Source organism: Bacillus sp. DWP3-1, assembly GCF_049896565.1.
Taxonomy (GTDB): domain Bacteria; phylum Bacillota; class Bacilli; order Bacillales; family Bacillaceae; genus Bacillus.
Genome location: NZ_JAFCUN010000002.1, coordinates 176,854 through 194,737, shown reverse-complemented (window position 1 = coordinate 194,737; position 17,884 = coordinate 176,854). Strand labels below are relative to the sequence as shown.

Annotated in this window: 20 protein-coding genes and 2 other annotated features; of the genes, 1 reads left to right on the top strand and 19 read right to left on the bottom strand. The window is 42.6% G+C overall.

Annotated features, from left to right (window positions below; all coding sequences use genetic code 11):
* Positions 1-45: 45 nt before the first annotated feature.
* The 7 genes from rplT to ACP7A0_RS06355 form a co-directional block, all read right to left on the bottom strand.
* The gene (gene rplT, locus ACP7A0_RS06385) at positions 46-405 is read right to left on the bottom strand and encodes a 50S ribosomal protein L20 (RefSeq protein WP_003216409.1); all 360 of its coding nucleotides are present in this window, start codon (positions 403-405) and stop codon (positions 46-48) included.
* A gap of 31 nt (positions 406-436) precedes the next feature.
* Entirely contained in the window at positions 437-637 is a 201-nt protein-coding gene (gene rpmI, locus ACP7A0_RS06380) for a 50S ribosomal protein L35 (protein WP_003216324.1), read from the bottom strand.
* Positions 638-661: 24 nt separating this feature from the next.
* Positions 662-1,177 carry a translation initiation factor IF-3 gene (gene infC, locus ACP7A0_RS06375; RefSeq protein ID WP_024718649.1) on the bottom strand — a complete coding sequence of 172 codons (516 nt, stop codon included), beginning with the start codon at positions 1,175-1,177 and terminating at the stop codon, positions 662-664.
* 71 nt (positions 1,178-1,248) lie between these two features.
* Positions 1,249-1,380, bottom strand: a sequence feature (ribosomal protein L20 leader region).
* Positions 1,381-1,509: 129 nt separating this feature from the next.
* The gene (gene lrgB / locus ACP7A0_RS06370; protein ID WP_170966027.1) at positions 1,510-2,205 is read right to left on the bottom strand and encodes an antiholin-like protein LrgB; all 696 of its coding nucleotides are present in this window, start codon (positions 2,203-2,205) and stop codon (positions 1,510-1,512) included.
* A gap of 14 nt (positions 2,206-2,219) precedes the next feature.
* The gene (gene lrgA / locus ACP7A0_RS06365) at positions 2,220-2,663 is read right to left on the bottom strand and encodes an antiholin-like murein hydrolase modulator LrgA (RefSeq protein ID WP_060596969.1); all 444 of its coding nucleotides are present in this window, start codon (positions 2,661-2,663) and stop codon (positions 2,220-2,222) included.
* Between the two features lie 137 nt (positions 2,664-2,800).
* Positions 2,801-3,538, bottom strand: a complete 738-nt coding sequence (locus ACP7A0_RS06360; protein WP_034661809.1) for a LytR/AlgR family response regulator transcription factor — start codon at positions 3,536-3,538, stop codon at positions 2,801-2,803.
* Positions 3,535-5,292 carry a sensor histidine kinase gene (locus ACP7A0_RS06355; RefSeq protein ID WP_106042614.1) on the bottom strand — a complete coding sequence of 586 codons (1,758 nt, stop codon included), beginning with the start codon at positions 5,290-5,292 and terminating at the stop codon, positions 3,535-3,537. Before ACP7A0_RS06355 ends, ACP7A0_RS06360 begins: the two co-directional genes overlap by 4 nt.
* 175 nt (positions 5,293-5,467) lie before the next feature.
* Here ACP7A0_RS06355 and ACP7A0_RS06350 point away from each other — a divergent pair, with 175 nt between their 5' ends.
* Entirely contained in the window at positions 5,468-6,247 is a 780-nt protein-coding gene (locus ACP7A0_RS06350; protein WP_106061203.1) for an HAD family hydrolase, read from the top strand.
* A gap of 54 nt (positions 6,248-6,301) precedes the next feature.
* On the opposite strand, the gene ACP7A0_RS06345 is transcribed toward ACP7A0_RS06350, so the two are convergent.
* The 12 genes from ACP7A0_RS06345 to ytaF all read right to left on the bottom strand — a co-directional run bounded on the left by ACP7A0_RS06345 (position 6,302) and on the right by ytaF (position 17,838).
* Positions 6,302-7,222: a methyl-accepting chemotaxis protein gene (locus ACP7A0_RS06345; protein WP_060596972.1), complete on the bottom strand. Its 921-nt coding sequence runs from the start codon at positions 7,220-7,222 to the stop codon at positions 6,302-6,304.
* Positions 7,223-7,390: 168 nt separating this feature from the next.
* Positions 7,391-9,331, bottom strand: coding sequence for a threonine--tRNA ligase (thrS, locus tag ACP7A0_RS06340; RefSeq protein WP_034661816.1), 1,941 nt, complete (start codon positions 9,329-9,331; stop codon positions 7,391-7,393).
* 45 nt (positions 9,332-9,376) lie between these two features.
* Positions 9,377-9,624, bottom strand: a binding site (T-box leader).
* Between the two features lie 43 nt (positions 9,625-9,667).
* Positions 9,668-10,537: a putative sporulation protein YtxC gene (gene ytxC / locus ACP7A0_RS06335; RefSeq protein ID WP_106061201.1), complete on the bottom strand. Its 870-nt coding sequence runs from the start codon at positions 10,535-10,537 to the stop codon at positions 9,668-9,670.
* 60 nt (positions 10,538-10,597) lie between these two features.
* On the bottom strand, positions 10,598-11,236 hold the full coding sequence (locus ACP7A0_RS06330; protein WP_060596974.1) for a TVP38/TMEM64 family protein: 639 nt from the start codon (positions 11,234-11,236) through the stop codon (positions 10,598-10,600).
* Positions 11,237-11,269: 33 nt separating this feature from the next.
* Positions 11,270-12,199 (bottom strand): primosomal protein DnaI, encoded by a 930-nt coding sequence (gene dnaI, locus ACP7A0_RS06325; RefSeq protein ID WP_106037010.1) that lies wholly within the window; start codon positions 12,197-12,199, stop codon positions 11,270-11,272.
* A gap of 17 nt (positions 12,200-12,216) precedes the next feature.
* A complete protein-coding gene (locus tag ACP7A0_RS06320) occupies positions 12,217-13,638 on the bottom strand; it encodes a replication initiation and membrane attachment family protein (RefSeq protein WP_106031196.1) in 1,422 nt (473 codons plus the stop codon).
* 102 nt (positions 13,639-13,740) lie between these two features.
* Complete coding sequence (gene nrdR, locus ACP7A0_RS06315; protein WP_003216720.1) at positions 13,741-14,199, bottom strand: transcriptional regulator NrdR; 459 nt, start codon at positions 14,197-14,199, stop codon at positions 13,741-13,743.
* 4 nt (positions 14,200-14,203) lie between these two features.
* A complete protein-coding gene (locus ACP7A0_RS06310) occupies positions 14,204-14,590 on the bottom strand; it encodes a hypothetical protein (RefSeq protein WP_060596976.1) in 387 nt (128 codons plus the stop codon).
* Between the two features lie 185 nt (positions 14,591-14,775).
* Positions 14,776-15,156: an adenosylmethionine decarboxylase gene (speD, locus tag ACP7A0_RS06305; protein WP_003216492.1), complete on the bottom strand. Its 381-nt coding sequence runs from the start codon at positions 15,154-15,156 to the stop codon at positions 14,776-14,778.
* A gap of 234 nt (positions 15,157-15,390) precedes the next feature.
* Entirely contained in the window at positions 15,391-16,413 is a 1,023-nt protein-coding gene (locus ACP7A0_RS06300) for a glyceraldehyde-3-phosphate dehydrogenase (protein WP_426004594.1), read from the bottom strand.
* A 172-nt stretch (positions 16,414-16,585) separates the two neighbouring features.
* Positions 16,586-17,191, bottom strand: a complete 606-nt coding sequence (gene coaE / locus ACP7A0_RS06295) for a dephospho-CoA kinase (RefSeq protein WP_426004592.1) — start codon at positions 17,189-17,191, stop codon at positions 16,586-16,588.
* 14 nt (positions 17,192-17,205) lie between these two features.
* On the bottom strand, positions 17,206-17,838 hold the full coding sequence (gene ytaF / locus ACP7A0_RS06290; RefSeq protein WP_426004590.1) for a sporulation membrane protein YtaF: 633 nt from the start codon (positions 17,836-17,838) through the stop codon (positions 17,206-17,208).
* Positions 17,839-17,884 lie beyond the last annotated feature (46 nt).

Sequence of the window (17,884 nt, the reverse complement as noted above, 5' to 3'; positions counted from 1 at the left end):
TGAGCAAAAAAGATCACCCCTCGACGGAATGATCTTTTATATGACTTACTTGTCTAGTTGTGCTTTTGCAGCATCAGCAAGCTGATTGAATGCACTTAGGTCATTCACAGCAAGGTCAGCAAGCATTTTGCGGTTTACTTCGATACCAGAAAGCTTTAGGCCATGCATTAAACGGCTGTAAGAAAGACCGTTCATACGAGCTGCAGCATTGATACGAGTGATCCATAGTTTACGGAAGTCACGTTTTTTCTGACGACGGTCACGGAAAGCGTAGTTTCCAGATTTCATCACCTGTTGGTTTGCTACTTTGTATAATCTATGTTTTGAACCGAAATAACCTTTTGCTAATTTAAGAACCTTTTTACGACGCTGACGCGACACAGTTCCGCCTTTTACTCTTGGCATTGTAATTCCCTCCTATGATTCCTATTCCAAATTACTTGATGTTTGCAAGTTGTTGTTTGATACGTTTGAAATCTCCAGCACTTACGATTGCGCTCTTACGCAATTTACGTTTTTGCTTTGTAGATTTGTTAGCGAACAAGTGACTTGTGTACGCATGAGAACGTTTAAGTTTACCAGAACCTGTTTTTTTGAAACGTTTAGCAGATCCGCGGTGAGTTTTCATTTTTGGCATTGGATGTTTCCTCCCTCTGTTACTTTACTTTTCGACTTTTGGTGCAAGCATGAGGAACATGCTGCGTCCGTCCATCTTAGGTTTTGTTTCTACTGTTGCTACTTCAGCGCAAGCTTCAGAGAAACGGTCTAACACGCGCTGTCCGATTTCTTTATGCGTAATCGCACGGCCTTTAAAGCGGATAGAAGCTTTTACTTTATCGCCCTTTTCAAGGAATTTGATTGCATTACGGAGCTTCGTGTTAAAATCATGTTCATCGATTGTCGGGCTCAACCGAACTTCTTTTAAGCTAATGATTTTTTGATTCTTACGTGCCTCTTTTTCCTTCTTCTGCTGTTCGAATCGGAACTTACCGTAGTCCATGATTCGGCAAACAGGTGGTTTTGCATTTGCAGCAACTAACACAAGGTCAAGATTGGCTTTCGTAGCAATTTCCAGAGCTTCCTGGCGGGTTTTAATCCCCAGCTGATCGCCATTTTGTCCGATCAAACGAACTTCACGCGCACGAATACCTTCATTAACTAATTGATCTTTGCTAATAGTGAGCCACCTCCATGAGATTTTGAATTGAGTTCACAATTCATTTTGACCATTTCGTTGTATGTTTTACAGGCAAACAAAAAGTGTGGGCATATAAAACACCCACACTGCGAACATTTGCATGAAAAAATAAATGTACGGTCAACCTGTCAACTACAAACACGTGTCAATCAGGTGAGAAGCGGGTGCTTCTGCTTGTGATATCTATTCAATTCGTTAATTATTCTACACAATTTTCATTTGTCCGTCAAGTAACCGAACTCTTGAAACAACTTTTTCATTTTAGCATGATTAAACGAATTGGGCAAGGCTTTTTCAAAACAATGACACCATCAAAGAATGAATTGCATAAAGATTGGGATGACAATGACGGTCACAACTCCTACGACCACAACGGCGATACTTGCCATGGCTGCTTCCACTTCACCCATCTCAATCCCAACAGAGACGCCAAGTGCATGTCCTGATGTACCGAGTGCAAGCCCTTTTGCCACTGGATTTTTAATTCGAAACCATTTTAAGAAGAAAGCACCTAGTGCATACACGATGACTGCATTAAATATGACCGCAAAGGCTGTGATATCTGCAATTCCGCCAATATCCTTTGCAATCGGAAGAGCAATTGCTGTCGTCGCTGCCTGTGGGAGCATACTTTTCATTACAGCCGCATCAAGATGAATTCCTTTTGCTACGACATACACAATTGTAATGGAACAAAGTGATCCTACAAAAATAGCGGATAAAATCTGCCACCAATATTTTTTAAGTAATGCACGCTGTTTATAAAGCGGAATAGCGAAAGCAATGGTCGCAGGCTCTAAGAAAAACTTGATAATCTTGCCGCCCTCATTATAATCTGCATAGGAAAAACCGCCAATTTTTAAAAATAAAATGCCTAACACCATGGCCACAAAAAGTGGTGTGAATAAGAAGAAGCCTTTTGATTTTTTAAATAAGAATGTACCGATTCCAAAGGCGACTAATGAGACGACTATACCAAAATAAGGACTCATCGTACTTGTACCCATCTTGCTTTCCTCCTTTAATGCGTACTTGAAGCTGGTTTATTAGAATGAGAAGGAGTCGATTTGCTCTCCTTTGTCTCTTTATGTTTCTGTGGTTTTTCTGATAATTGCATGAGAAGCTGCGAGAATAGCCCTGTCGCTGCTAGTAACATAATCGTTGCAATGATAATGACACCGACGACTTGCACACCTACTTCTTGCATGACACCTAGTGATTGAATAACCGAGATACCAGAGGGAACAAATAGAAAGCTAATGAGCCCTGTCAATGATGTACCTAATTGCTCCACCTGCTCCAGTTTGACGATTTTCGTTGTCAGCAAAACAAATAATAGAACCAGACCAATCACAGATGCAGGCATCGGAATTGGTAAATACATTGAAATGAGATTAGAAACGAACATTACGGTTGCAAAGATAAATGCTTGAGATAGAAATCCATATACTTTAGTGGCACTCATGCCCCTTCACCTCTTTCTTCGACTGCCCTCAGTATACGGCATGAAATAAATGAATGAAGCGTTTACAACCAAACTCGCCGGATTCAATGAATGAAATGCAGAAAACGAGTATTGAAATACAAACAAAAAAAGCCGTCCTACTCTAGCAGGAGCGACTTCTTTAGTTCTTTGGCGTAAGTACGGCTGACAGGAATAATCGACCCGTCTGTCATATGCAGATTATACGTCGAATTAAACCACGGCTGTACTTCTTTCATATGAGAGGTGTTCACGATATAGCTTCGATGAACCCTCATAAAGTAAGCCTCAGGCAGTTTCTTTTCAATGACCACAAGCGGTTCTGTGACCTCATACATGTGATCCTTTGTTTTCACGACCTTTTTCCCCTCACTGAGCCCTACATACATGATCTCTTCAACTTGCAGGATGACAATTGAGTCATCGACAGAGATGGCTAATTTTTGCTGATGGGGTATTTTCTCATCTGACAGCTGGTGCTCTTGCGTCTCAACAGATTTCCACTTTTTAAACTTTTGGATCGTTTGCAAAAGCCGCTCTTCATCAAATGGTTTCGTTAAGTAATCAAGCGCACTTACCTCAAACGCCTTCAGCGCGTATTGATCAAAGGCTGTCGCAAATACAATCGCTGGCGGATCAGACATCCGGTTGAGCCTTTTGGCAATATCAAATCCATTCTCACCAGATAAATCAATGTCTAAAAAGAGCAGGTCCGGCTTATGATCCACCATCCGGTCAAAAGCTGATTCTATATTTTCTGCTTCCTCTATTTGAACATCCTCTTTCGTTCTGCGTAATAAGTATTTTAATTCGTCTCTTGCTAACACTTCATCATCTACGATTAATACGTTTATCAACGAAAATCATCCTTTTTTACATAGTCCATTGGAATGCGAAATGAGATGTCAGTGCCTTGGCCGCTATGAATGGATAAAGCGGCTTGTCTGCCAAAAATCCCTCTTAACCGCTGATCTAAATTAAAAAGAGCCGTACCTGTTCCTTCTTTGGATTCAACAGGCGCTTTTAATAACTGAGCCATCTTGTCATTCTCGATTCCCTGTCCATTATCAGTCACTTTCATATAAACATGCCCATCTTTCATCAAAGCAGAAACGACGACTTCACAACTCGTTTGATGTTTAGGAAAAGCGTGTCTCACTGCGTTTTCAACAAGCACCTGAAGCACAAATGGAGGAATCATCACCTGCTCCAGCTCCTTTTCAATTTGAAAGGCCACATGGTATTTATTTGGAAACCTCGCTTGTTCAAGCGACAAATATGCCTCTACATGCTGAATTTCTTTATGCAGCGGAATCAGCAGCTGGCGGGCGCCTTGCAAATTAGACCGGAAATAAATACTCAGCTGCAGCAGCAGCTTCCTTGCCATCTCTACATTCGTTCTGCACAAAACAGAGATGGTATTAATGGCGTTAAATAAAAAGTGCGGATTCACTTGCGCTTGAAGCGCTTTGATCTCTGCATCTTTCAGCAGGCGGCTTTGGGTTTCTGCCTCTCCAAGTTCAAGCTGTGTGGAGAACAGCATCGCCAAGCCTTCTGCAAGCTCCTCTTCCACCCTGCTTAATCCGACCGGAGAATTGAAATACATTTTTAATGTTCCGATCGTTTGACCATTGGAGGTGAGGGGCAGCACAATCGCTGCTTGAAGCGGGCAATGAGTGACTGAACAATTGATTTCGTCTTTCGAATGCGCCTTCATAATTTTGCCGCTCATCAATACTTGTTTCGACAGCCCTGTAATTAGGCTTTTCGATGGAATATGATGATCCGTCCCATCACCGACATGCGCTAAAATCTTTTCTGTATCGGTTAAGGAGACCGCATCTGTTTCTGTTAATCGATGAATGATCTCCGCCACACTTTTACATGACTGTTCATTTAACCCTTGGCGGAAAAAAGGCAGCGTTTGATCGGCGATCGAAAATACGCGGTGTGTCTGCATCGCCTTTGCCTGCTCTTCTTGCCGAATGACTGACTGTAAAATCGATAAAAAGATAAAGCTGCCAATTCCATTCACAAAAATCATCGGCAGGGCAATAATACTCACAAGCCCCCAAGCATCAGCAAATGGCTTTGCAAATAGAAGGATAATGATCATCTGCAAGGATTCCATTGCCACACCAAAAAGTGCGGCTTGGCGAGGTGTCACCATTCGATTCTTCCGTTTAAACCTGCTGCCGACATAGCCTGCAATCACACCGGCTAAAATCGAAGAAATCGCACAGCTGAGTGCCGTGCTCCCTCCGAGTGAATAGCGATGAATTCCAGCTAGAAGCCCTGCACCAATGCCAACAAACGGCCCTCCTATCAATCCGCCCATTTCGATCCCCATGATTCTCGTATTGGCGATCGAGCTTGATGAGCCAAGATGATAGGAAAACTCATGATTCATGACCATCTGCTGCTGGATTTCAATTCCTGTGTAATTGCTGATAATACTAAAAGAAGCAAAAATAAAGACAAGGACTGCCTTTTTTCGAAACCCTTCATTATGAAGCAATAGATTGCGAAAGCCCTTCACATGGGCAAGCACAAACCCTAAAATAACGATGATCCCCACACGCTCGATCATCATAATAATTAAATGAAGCAAACCGGCCACCTCAATTGATGTATGTTATATCTACTGTCTTTCTATTCTATCATGTGCGGTCAATGATCCAAGATCTCTCAAATCTTTTCTTTATTGCCCTCATCTTCTATTGTAAAATGAACATGAGCCGTCACTTGCAATTGAAGGTAACACATACATAACAAGGGAGAAGATCATGAAAGCCGTATTTTTCGATTTAGATGATACTTTGCTTTGGGATGAAAAAAGCATTCACACAACTTTTCAGGAAACATGCCGCGAAGCGGAAAAGAAATATGGACTGAATCCAGCAACATTTGAACAGATTGTACGTGAAGAAGCAAGAAAGCTGTACTCTTCCTATGAAACATATGATTATACTGTCATGATCGGAATTAATCCTTTCGAAGGACTGTGGTCAAATTTTAGTGAACCGATTAGCGAAGGCTTTCAAAAGCTGAATGCCCTTGCACCAGAGTACCGCAAGAACGCTTGGACCAATGGCTTAAAAGAAGCAGGAATTGACGATGAGGCATTTGGACAATATTTGGCTGATTTCTTTGCAGCAGAGCGGAGAAAACGCCCATTTGTCTATGAAGAAACGTACCCTGTTTTAGACCGCCTGAAAGGCAGCTATGAATTGCTCCTTTTAACAAACGGAGATCCTAGTCTTCAAAAAGAAAAACTGGCAGGTGTTCCTGAGCTTGCACCTTATTTTAATGAAATTGTGATTTCGGGAGATTATGGGAAAGGGAAACCTGACCCTGGCATCTTTGAGCACTGCCTTCAGCTGTTAAATCTAAAAAAAGACGATGTGATCATGGTTGGAGACAATCCAAAAACAGATATTCTTGGGGCATCTCGCGCTGGGATTCAAACCGTTTGGATCAATCGACATGGCAAGAAAAATGAAACAGATGTAACGCCAGATTATGAAATCAAAGACTTACATGAATTGTTTGATATATTAAAATAGAACACAAAAACCACCCTTCTCCTGACGAGATTGGGTGTTTTTTGTGTTCTCAAACTACACAATTGCCGCTAGACTTTGTGCTTGCCGGTCTAAGCCGCGGGCTGCTTCTCCTACATTCACAAATTCCTCGCTTGCCTGCTTCACAAGATCATGGTTTGTAAACACGGTTGTCTTGGCCCGGCTCGTTCCGCTGCTGACCTTCTCTACTTCTGCATGAATCGCCTTTACATATTGATCTACTTTGACGATCGCTTCTTTTGAATCAGTTGCAAGCTTTCGAATTTCTGCCGCCACCACACTAAAGCCATTTCCATAGGAACCCGCATGGGCAGCTTCTATCGCCGCATTTAATGCAAGCAGCTGAGTTTGTGAGGAAATGCTGTTAATCGTTGCAGCAATGGAGCTGATGGACTCTACCTGCTCTGTTAATCCTTCTAGTAAGCTCATATTTTGATCTGTTTCGTTTGCTATATGATCAAAGGAGACTTTGACTCTTTGACTATGCTGGATGCCCACTTCTGCACGCTCCATTAATTTCGCAGACATCTCCTTTAAGTCGTCTACGACCTGTTTCATCGTGTTTTCTCTCTCTGTTATGTCTGTTGCGACTTTCACAACACCCACTACGTGCCCCTCTTCATTGCGGACAGGTGTATATGTCGCTTCAAGCCATAAGCTATCACCATTCTTCGTCGTCCGCTGCACCTTTTCCTGAAAGATTTGACCCTCTTTCAAACGCTTCCAGAACATGTGATAGCTTGCGTGTTCTGCAATATGCGGAGGACAGAACTGTCTATGTTTTAAACCGATCAACTCTTGCTTCGAATATCCCATGGCTTTTGCAAAAATATCATTGACCCATAGAACTTCACCTGTCACATCAAATTCAATCATCGCCAGTGAGTGTTCCAACGCACGAAGAACTGCTGACCGCTCCAATAGTTGTGATGATAAAGTGTTTGTTGTTTGCATCATCGCTTTCATTCCTCCAATTTGTCTCGAACCAACAGTACATATTTACCCATACTTTCGTACTATCTAAACGTATCATTCAAGGAACTGGATCACCAGTGGAGAATTTTTTTCAAATAGAAAAAGCCAGTGATCTCAAGAGAAAGATCACTGACTGCTTCATTGGAAGTATTATTTTTTTGCTTCTGCTACTGCATGTTTCACAAAGGCTTCAAGATCCATTGTTTCTGAATCTTGCTCTCCGTATTTTCTTACATTGACAGCGCCATTTTCAGCTTCTTGATCTCCGACGACTAGCATGTACGGGATCTTTTGCATTTGCGCTTCTCTAATTTTGTATCCAATCTTTTCATCACGGCTGTCAAGCTCTACACGAAGGCCTTCAAGCTGCAAACGTTCTTGTACTTTTTTCGCATAGTCTAAATGGACAGACGGTGAAACCGGGATGACTTGGAATTGTACAGGTGCCAGCCATGTTGGAAGGGCTCCTTTGTATTCTTCAATTAAGAAGGCAACAAAGCGCTCCATTGTAGAGACAACACCTCTATGAATCACGACCGGACGATGATGCTTGCCATCTTCTCCGATATAGGTGAGATCGAAACGCTCTGGTAGTAAGAAGTCAAGCTGTACAGTAGACAATGTCTCTTCTTTTCCAAGAGCTGTCTTGACCTGTACATCAAGCTTCGGACCATAAAATGCCGCTTCTCCTTCTGCTTCATAATAATCATGACCAAGCTCGTCCATTGCATCCTTTAGCATCGATTGCGCTTTATTCCACATCGCATCATCGTCGAAATACTTCTCAGTATCTTCTGGATCACGGTAAGATAAGCGGAATGTGTAGTCATTCAAGCCAAAGTCTTGATACACTTCTTCAATTAAGCGAACTGTACGAATGAACTCTTCTTTGATTTGATCTGGACGAACAAAGATATGTGCATCGTTTAATGTCATCCCGCGAACACGCTGAAGGCCGGATAAAGCACCTGACATTTCATAGCGGTGCATTGTACCAAGCTCTGCAATACGAATTGGCAATTCACGATAGCTATGCGGCTCGTTTTTGTAAATCATCATATGGTGCGGACAGTTCATAGGACGAAGAACAAGATCTTCGTTATCCATTTCCATCACTGGGAACATGTCTTCTTGATAATGCGCCCAGTGCCCTGAAGTTTTATACAATTCGACATTCGCAAGAACTGGTGTATACACATGCTCATAACCAAGACGTACTTCTTTATCGACAATGTAACGCTCAATAACACGGCGGATCGTTGCGCCTTTTGGCAGCCAAAGCGGTAGACCTTGACCTACCTTTTGAGAGTTCGCAAACAGTTTCAGCTCTTTTCCTAGTTTACGGTGATCGCGTTCTTTCGCTTCTTCAAGCAGGCGTAAGTGCTCATTTAAATCTTCTTTGCTGAAGAAAGCTGTACCGTAAATACGCTGAAGCATTTGATTGTTGCTGTCACCTCTCCAGTATGCACCCGCAAGGCTTAACAGCTTAAACTCTTTGATTTTCCCTGTTGATGGCAAGTGAATGCCGCGGCAGAGGTCAAAGAATTCACCCTGCTCATAAATCGTCACGGCTTCACCTTCTGGAATCGCCTCTAACAGCTCAAGCTTCAATTGATCACCAATCGCTTCAAAGCGTTTTTTCGCTTCTTCTCTTGTTACTTCAATTCGCTCAATTGGCAAATTGCTGTTAATGATTTTTTTCATTTCTTTTTCAATCTTAGGTAAGTCTTCAGGTGTGATGGCAACATCGATGTCGACATCATAGTAGAAACCATTTTCGATCACAGGACCTACGCCAAACTGGACATGATGCTCTTTTCCATAAAGACGTTTGATCGCCTGTGCTAGCAAATGTGCTGTGCTGTGGCGCATAATGTCGAGTGCTTCTTCACTTTTATCTGTGATGATCTCGATTGTTCCACTTTCTAATAGCGGCGTACGCAGATCTATTTCTTTGCCGTTCAATTTACCGGCAAGCGCTTTTTTCTTTAGGCCCGGGCTAATTGATGCCGCGATGTCTTCTGTTGTAGCTGTTTTGTCAAACTCCTTGACTGCTCCATCTGGAAATGTAAGTTGAATTTGTTCTGACATCTCTGGTCACTCCTTTTTTTGGCAATATAAAAACCCCGCCCCCTGGAAAGGGACGAGGTTGAATAAACGGAATCGTGGTTCCACCCTTTTTCCCGTATTTGCAGCTTACGTTTTCATAAGCAAACACGGCTTGTGGTTCGATAACGGGAATTCCCGTCAGCCATTACTAAAAAGTTCACAGCTGATGTTCAAAGGTGGTAAAGCAAATGGTCCTCTGCTAGGAAGCTTTCAGCCGCGGCTTCCCTCTCTTTAAGCGGGTGTTCATTTGTTCATGTCCTTATCAATACGGTCTCTGTATGAAGTTACACCGTATTATAAAACGTTTTTTCGTGAAAATCAAGAAAGCTTTTCACTTTTCTGTTCCAAATGGTCATGTACAAATTGAACATTCTGTTCTTGAAATGAATGAGCCGGGAATACCTCGACCCTTTCTTGAAAAATATTTTGAATGGTCTGCACCATCGAGTGACCCGTATCATTTGTAAATAGGTCAATCTTTTGCGGCGCTATGGATACGAGTGGTGCAATCAGCTGCGAATCAATATACATTGGATGCTCTCTTACAAACTGTCTGTCTATGTATTGTTTTTGATCACGCTCAGAAGCGTACCGAAATTCCCAAATCATCAGGCGGTCCTGATGCACAACATGTACTTTTTCGAGCTTCGGTTCTTTTGCCATCACATAGTCTCGAAGGGATTGAATGAAGTTTTGATATTCTTGTTCCATTTTGTATTCTTCAATGGAGACTTCAACATAGTTCTTCAGCCTCCTGTCATACTCTGACAGTCTAAATGTCATAAATGAACCAATTGAAAAAATACCTTGCTGTAAACAAATGGTCTCAAGCTCCTTTGTTAACAGGGCTTCTCTTGACGGTTCTTGATGAATGCCGGGAATATCATCTAAATCCCCGTTCATAATACTGTGGGCGATTGAAAGAATTTGGTGCTGCTCTTCAGGATCTTTAAATAAATAGGTGTTTTCAAGGATGTTGCGCATGCGCTCATTTTCTTTGCATTCCAAAAAAAAGTGAACCAGTAATGGCCGCACAATGGGCTCAAGTCCTTCTTCTGATTCCTTCGCCTCTATGAGAAGCCGGTCTTTCCCTTGTTGAATTGACATGTGATGCCGACTGTCCAAGTGTTCAGCAAGATGTAAAAAAGCGGCGGTATCATATTCATCTTCAAAGATTATTTCAAGCATGTTTGTCCCCCCTAACGACATCTGTTACATATATATGGGGGAAACATAAAAAATAGACGCCTAAAATAAATCAGGCATCTTTCTTTTTAAAATGAGCGGAACGGAGATAAAGATCAGATAAATCAAACAAACGATCACTAAGGCGGCATAATTGCCGCTGACAAAGCTTGAGCCAAGGACATTTAATGCAACTGTACCCGGTATTAAGCCTAAAAAAGTAGCTGCCGTGAATGCACGATAATTCGCACGTGAAACTGCTGCCGCATAGCTGACAAAGTCAAAATGGATCGGGGCAATACGCAATAACAAAATATAAAGAAACCCATGCTCCTGAATGCGGGATGTCACCGCTCTCAGCTTCCGGCTGCTTGATTCTCTGCCTTCCTTTTTTGCACGAAAGGTTGTGGCAAGCAGGAAGGAGCCTGTTGCTCCGGCGGTAGCACCAACGAGGGCATAAATCGTCCCAAGAACACTGCCGAATGCTAAACCTGCTGCCAGCGAAAAGACCGTAAGTGGGACGAGAACAAACGGGCGAAAAAGAGATAAGAACAGAAAAACAAAGGGAGCCAGCAGCCCAAATTGAAGCACCCAATTCTTCACATCTTTCGGCGCCAGCTGAAGGTGCTGTTTGTTCAGCCACCAAAGTAAAGCAGCGAGACCTGCAATCACGAGAAAAAGCAGCCATTTTCTTTTGTTCATTTCATTTGCTCCTCCTTCAGGTGATAGACGCTTTTATAAATGACGGCGGTTTTCTCCTTCGAGCAAGACTGCCTCTGCTAAATAAAGAATCCGTTCCATTAAACGAGCGGCTTTGACCTCTTCTTTTTCCCCGCGCTGTGAGTACGTAAAGTGATGTTTCAGTTCACTTGGTGAGAAATTAGAAGAGAAGAAAGTCGGCAGCTGCTCTGCCATACGGTATTGTAAGATCGTTCCGAGCAGTTCATCTCGAACCCAGCTTGTCATCGACTCTGCCCCAATATCATCAAGCATTAAAATAGGGGTGGATTTGACCATGTTCAGCTTTGCTTCCAGTGTATGATCGGCTAACGAATTTTTTAACTCTCTCACAAATTCAGGCACGTACACTAGGAGAGATGGGTATTCCTTCTCCGCTAGCTGCTGCGCAATGGCTGCCAGAATATACGTTTTTCCTACTCCAAACTTTCCGTGTAAATATAAGCCCTTCCCTTTGCCCGTCTCATCATAGCTTTGCAGGAATTGACCTACTTTTTGAATGACTTCCTGTCTTCCCACAACGTTCAGATCAGTGAACGTCGCTTGAAGAACATTTTGCGGAATGTACATGCTTTTCATAAGCTCTTGCTGTTTTTTCTGTCTATCGAGCCGCAGCTTGACTGGGCAGGGGGAATATTCAATATCAATACTCTGACCTTTGATCACAAGCTTCGGGTGATACCCGTCTAAAATCGCATTGACGTTCTCTTCATCTAAGCAATATGAACAACCCTTCGACTGCTGCACATATTCAAAAAGCCGGTTCAAGCTACGATTGATCATGTCTTCGTGTATGTCTTCTTGATGCTCCTGTAAAAAGGCCCTTACATCTTCATCAGATAACACACTCTCTTTAATCTGGTTGTATCTCACACGAAAATCTACTCGTCCTTTTAACTGTTCAAATGAACGACCGATCGGTTTCATCCCCATCTCACCTCACCTTAATGTGCATTGTACTTTTTCATATTTTTAAACTGATCTAACAGTTTTTCTTTTTCTCGTTCGAGGTCTTCTGTCGACAGACTGTCTGTTTGTTCTTTTGCCGGCTGTTCTTTCGTTTCAGTTTCTTTCATCCAGTCAGGAAGCTTCTCTTCTCGGACAACTTTCCCTGATCCATATGTGCTGCGCTGCTTTTTCTGCTGCGCCCACTCTGTCATTTGCTTGTTCTCTTCTTTGGCAATTTTCATGGCTGCCGCTACGGTTTTAATTTTCTTTCTCACCCAATGAGCGGCGATTTTTTGCATATATGTTTTCGACAGCTTCATATCTGTTTTCAGTAATGTATAGTAGATCAAAACGTTCATGACACCTGGCTCTAGCTGCTGCTCGAGCATAATATCTTCGACAATTCTTAAGTCGGCATACGTTGGCTCAATGCCGTCTGCCATATCTTTTAGCAGCTCCCGAGGCGAAATATGATCGAGCTTTTCAATCAATTTCGCATCTGGCGTATCTGCTAGCGCTTTTGAAGCATCTTGACGCAGGTGTCTAGGCTGTTTTTGATCAATGAGTTTTGGCTGCTCGCCTCTGTATTCAATTTGGTACCAGTCTCTTGCGGCTTTTCTCAGCTCTTCTGTTGAGATCATTTGATCCGAACCGCAGGCGCCTGCTACAATATTTTGCATTTGAAGCGGAGTGATGCCGTATACAACGGCTAACTTCTTAATGGTTTCTTTCACCTGCTTTGTCAAAGCCTTTCTTGGAATCATCATATCAGACATGCCCGCTAACAATAGATCGAAATCAAAGGATTCGTCTGAAAGCGGAGCCGGCTGACTCGATCCAACGGTCACATATTCATAGCCCTGATCAAGTGATGACGCCCGATTGATTTCTTCTGTCATCCTGCGTTCACCTGGCTGCAATACGTGAAAGACTTCTTCAAACGACCGCGAGATGTTCTTTGCCTCTGCAGGAACACCTGGATAAGAAAAATAATCACGAAGCTGCATATATTTTGCTTTCTCTACACGATGGTACAGCAGGACATTCAGCATACCATCCTGGAAAAACTCATCTGGTCTTAGCGGCGGCACAAGCTCATATGTAAACAGTCTGCCTTCTTCCGTTTCCTGTTCATATGTGCGGAGTAAACCAATCGCTTCAAGCTTTAAACGTTCCTCAAAAATATCATTTAAATTCGTTTGCAGCATGACCATGAGCTGCCGATGAGGTGCAGGTTTTCCCCACATACGATTTTGTTCCAGCTCTCCCCACAGCGTCATGTATAAGCTGAAAGCGGACATGCCAATAAGCGGCTGATATAAAAGAGTGATGAGCTGTCTATCGATGTCACCGAGCAATGAAGCGCTTTTGACGACATACGGATCGACGGCTAGCACTTCCTTCCAATGCTCTGTCATATGCTGATCCTCCCCATGAATTGCAATTGTTTCTATTGTACACCCTTTTTGCGTTTTACGCTTTACGCAGGAAAAAGAGCGTGAAGAATCTTCAGCTCTTTTTTAGCGTTCTTTCTTTAATAAATCTTTTAATTCATCAATAAAGACGTTGATATCTTTAAACTGCCGGTAAACTGAGGCAAACCTGACGTAAGACACTTCATCAATTTTTGCCAGCTCGTCCATCACCATTTCACCTACAAGCTCACTTTTCACTTCTGACATGCCTTGATTACGCAGTTCTTTTTCGATGTTAAAGCAGACATCCTCCAGCTGCTTTAAAGCAACAGGACGCTTTTCACACGCTTTAATGAGTCCTCTCAGCATCTTTTCGCGGCTGAATTCTTCTCGAATCCCTTCTTTTTTCACCACAATCAGCGGTAATTCTTCTAATTTCTCAAACGTCGTAAAGCGATACTGGCAGCTTTCGCACTCTCTTCTACGACGGATGGATTTCCCTTCATCTACTGGTCTTGAATCAAGCACCCTTGTGCCAAGGTGCTGACATGTGGGACATTTCATTTCATCAGCTCCGATCTATTCTTGGAAGTTGTTTGTCTAGTTCATCATAAAGGGACAAAACGGCCTTCTGACTATAACCAAAATCTGTTGGCAGGACCGTTTCTGTTGTCACATTAAAATCGACAGCTGTTTCAAAAGGACGAATTGAAATGACAGTCGCTACGAGAAAGGCTTTTTTCGGCATTCTGATGTTTGCGCTGATTTCACCTCGTTCTGCTGAAACAGATGTCACTTGATAGGAATCGTTTCGGGAAAGCATGGCTTCCACCGCTTGAAAAACTTGTGCATTCGTCATTTTGTAGTAATGGCTTTTCAGTTCTGACACTGGATGCTCGTCAGATGTTTCTGTATGGTTTGACATGAACCGTTTGAACTTTTGTCCTAAAGTCATATACGTATCCCCTTTGCCATAATGCCTCTTCTTTATTTTATAAAAAAAACCTTTGTTTTCCTAGAACAAAAGTATAGACAAGTTGGGGAATGTTGGATTTTGTATATCAAAGAAATATAAAAAGGAGCATAACACAAAGGCATTTCAATGCTTTTGGCCAGCTCCCATTGCAATCTTTTTTATGTTTACAGTGCTTTGGCTTGTGCCTGTTTCACTTGTACAGGTCCCATGCCTCGAGGAATTTCGATGTTTTCTCTTGTTTCGGCACCTAATTCATCTCCGATATGATCTGCTGCGATATTCGGATCTAGGTCGCCGCAAGTATAAACATCTATGCTCGCATAACCATGTTCAGGAAAGCTGTGAATTGTCAGATGAGATTCAGAAATAATGACAACTCCACTTACTCCTTGAGGTGCAAATTTGTGAAAAGCAACCTCTCTTACTTCAGCTCCTGATTTCAAAGCTGCATTTACAAACGTTTTTTCAATAAAATCCATGTCGTTCAGTTTATCACAGTCGCATCCCCATAGCTCGGAGATAACGTGACGTCCGATTGTTTCCATCATGGACCCCCCTTAAACAAGAATGAAAGAGTGAAGTTCTAAGCAGCCGGACCGGACATATACCACGGGGGAAAGTTAGTCCAAAGAGGTCCTAACCCTTTAAGTATACCCGAATGAGTCTGCGAACAAGAAGTTCACGAAAAATAGTATACTTTGTTTAGACCCATTTTGCAAGCTGTGTTTTCAATGGGATTTTCTCTCATTTCTTGAAAAGGGACGTTCGTCTTCTTCATTTCAAACAGCAGAAAGCTCTTTCATCTGCGAACCGACAAACTTCACAAGATCCACCACTCTGCATGAATAACCCCATTCATTGTCATACCATGCAAGAACTTTTACTTTTCTATCCTCCATCACCATCGTTGTCAGTCCATCCACGACAGCTGAATAAGGATTCGTGTTAAAGTCTGTAGAAACAAGCGGCTCATCCGTGTAATCTAAAATACCGGCTAGAGAAGTTTTTGATGCATTTGAGAAGGCTGCATTTACTTCTTCTGCTGTGACATCTTTTTTCAAGTCGACGACAAGATCAACCATCGATACATTGGAAACTGGCACGCGCAGTGCAAGTCCATGCAATTTCCCTTTCATGTGCGGCAGCACTAAAGAAAGCGCTTTAGCGGCACCCGTCGTAGTTGGAATGATGGACTGAGCACACGCTCTAGCCCGGCGCAAATCCTTATGCGGGTTGTCGATATTTTTTTGATCATTTGTATACGCATGAACCGTTGTCATTAAGCCGTTGTCGATGCCGAATTCATCATCTAACAATTTAACAACTGGTGCTAAACAGTTTGTTGTACAAGATGCGTTTGAAATAATGACGTGCTTTTCAGGATCAAGATCATCTTCATTGACACCCATCACAATTGTAATGTCTTCATTTTTACCTGGAGCTGTGAGTACGACCTTTTTCGCTCCTGCATCTATATGGCCCATCGCTTGTTCTTTTGAATTAAATTTCCCTGTTGCTTCTATGACGATATCAATCCCAAGCTCTCCCCATGGAAGCTGCTTTGGGTTTCTGTCATTGAGCAAAAGCACTCTTTTCCCATTTACAATCAGTGCGTCATCTTCTGCTGTCACATCGCATTCGTAACGTCCATGATTTGTGTCATATTTAATTAAATGTGCTAGCGTTTCGGCAGGATAGCTTGCGTTCACCGCTACAATTTGAATTTGATCATCAAGCATTGCTTTTCTGAAGACCATGCGTCCAATTCTGCCAAACCCATTGATCGCTGCTTTTACCTTCATGAACAGGTCACTCCTCTATTATGTGTTATACTCAATAAATTTATTTATGAAATTAGTATATCACATTAGAATGTAATTGCCAGTATATAAACGTATATTTTCTAAAAAGGGCTGTTCTTTTCAAAGGAAATAAGAATAAAGCATAAAAAAAGAAGAGTACGTGTATGTACTCTTACTTATCTGTATGTTCCCATTCATTTAATATGTTCTGCAATTGCTTTCTGATAAAAGCGAGATCTTGTGTGTTTTCTATCACGCGGTCTGCTTTTTTACATTTCTCCTCAAGAGACTGCTGAGAGTGAATCCGATTCAGCGCTTCTTCCTCGCTGAGGTCGTTTCGCTTCATGAGTCGTGATAGCTGTAATTCTGGTGTTGTATACACCACAATGATGCGGTCGACGAGACTTTCCAGCTGACTTTCAAATAAAAGCGGGATATCAAGGACAACGAATGTTTCTTGGCTGTTGATCCCTTGATCTCGCTGCCTGAGCATTTCCTTTCGCACTTCTGGATGTACGATCGCATTCAGCTGCTTTCGTTTCTCTTCATCAGAAAAAATAATGGCTCCCAGCTGCTGCCGGTTCAGCTCTCCATTTGGCAGGAGGACACCCTCACCAAAGGTTTGAACGATATGATGAAGGGCGGGTGTTCCTTTGGAGACCGCTTCTTTTGCAATCACATCTGCGTCCACCACCCGGATGCCCTGCTCTTTTATCATCTGCGAGACTGTGCTTTTTCCGCTAGCAATCCCGCCTGTTAATCCAATGACAAGCGTCAATTGATTTCCTCCTTTTACAGCTTCCAAACCCCAATTAATATGAGCAGAATCCCTGGTAAGCATGCGAGTTTATTGATCCAGCGCCAATTTGCCAAGTAATGACCGGCACGCAGCCCGATACACACAAAAAGTGAGCTCATCACTGCCACCGTGATACTCATAACAATTGGAGAAAAGCCAAGAATCGCTGCGCCAATCCCTGCGCCAAATGCATCAATGGATAAAGCAATTCCAAGAAGTACCGCTTCCATTCCATTAATCGTCCCAGATCGGTCAATATCTGCACTTGTCGGCTTTCTTAAAATGTGAATGACAAGCCCAAGCGATTGTACTTCCACATTGAGCAATGTCTTTTCATGAAGAAGCAAATCACGCTCTTTCGCTGGTTTGTAAAATTGATACAGGACCCAAAGGCCAATGGCAATTAAAATGCCTCCCCCCAGTTTATCGGTCACTGAGACAGGGAGAAATGTCGTCAGCAGGCTGCCAATCAGCATAGAAATGAGCAGCACAATCCCTGAGCAGCATGCAATAATGACGATGGCTTTAAATGGGATCCTCATTTTGCGAAGCCCATACGTAAAGCCTACAGAAAAGCTGTCGATGCTGACTGCAATAGCTAAAAACAGGAGCGAAATCGAAATCATACCTGAACTCTTCCTTTCTGTTCATGCAACGATGATCAAGAGTCTC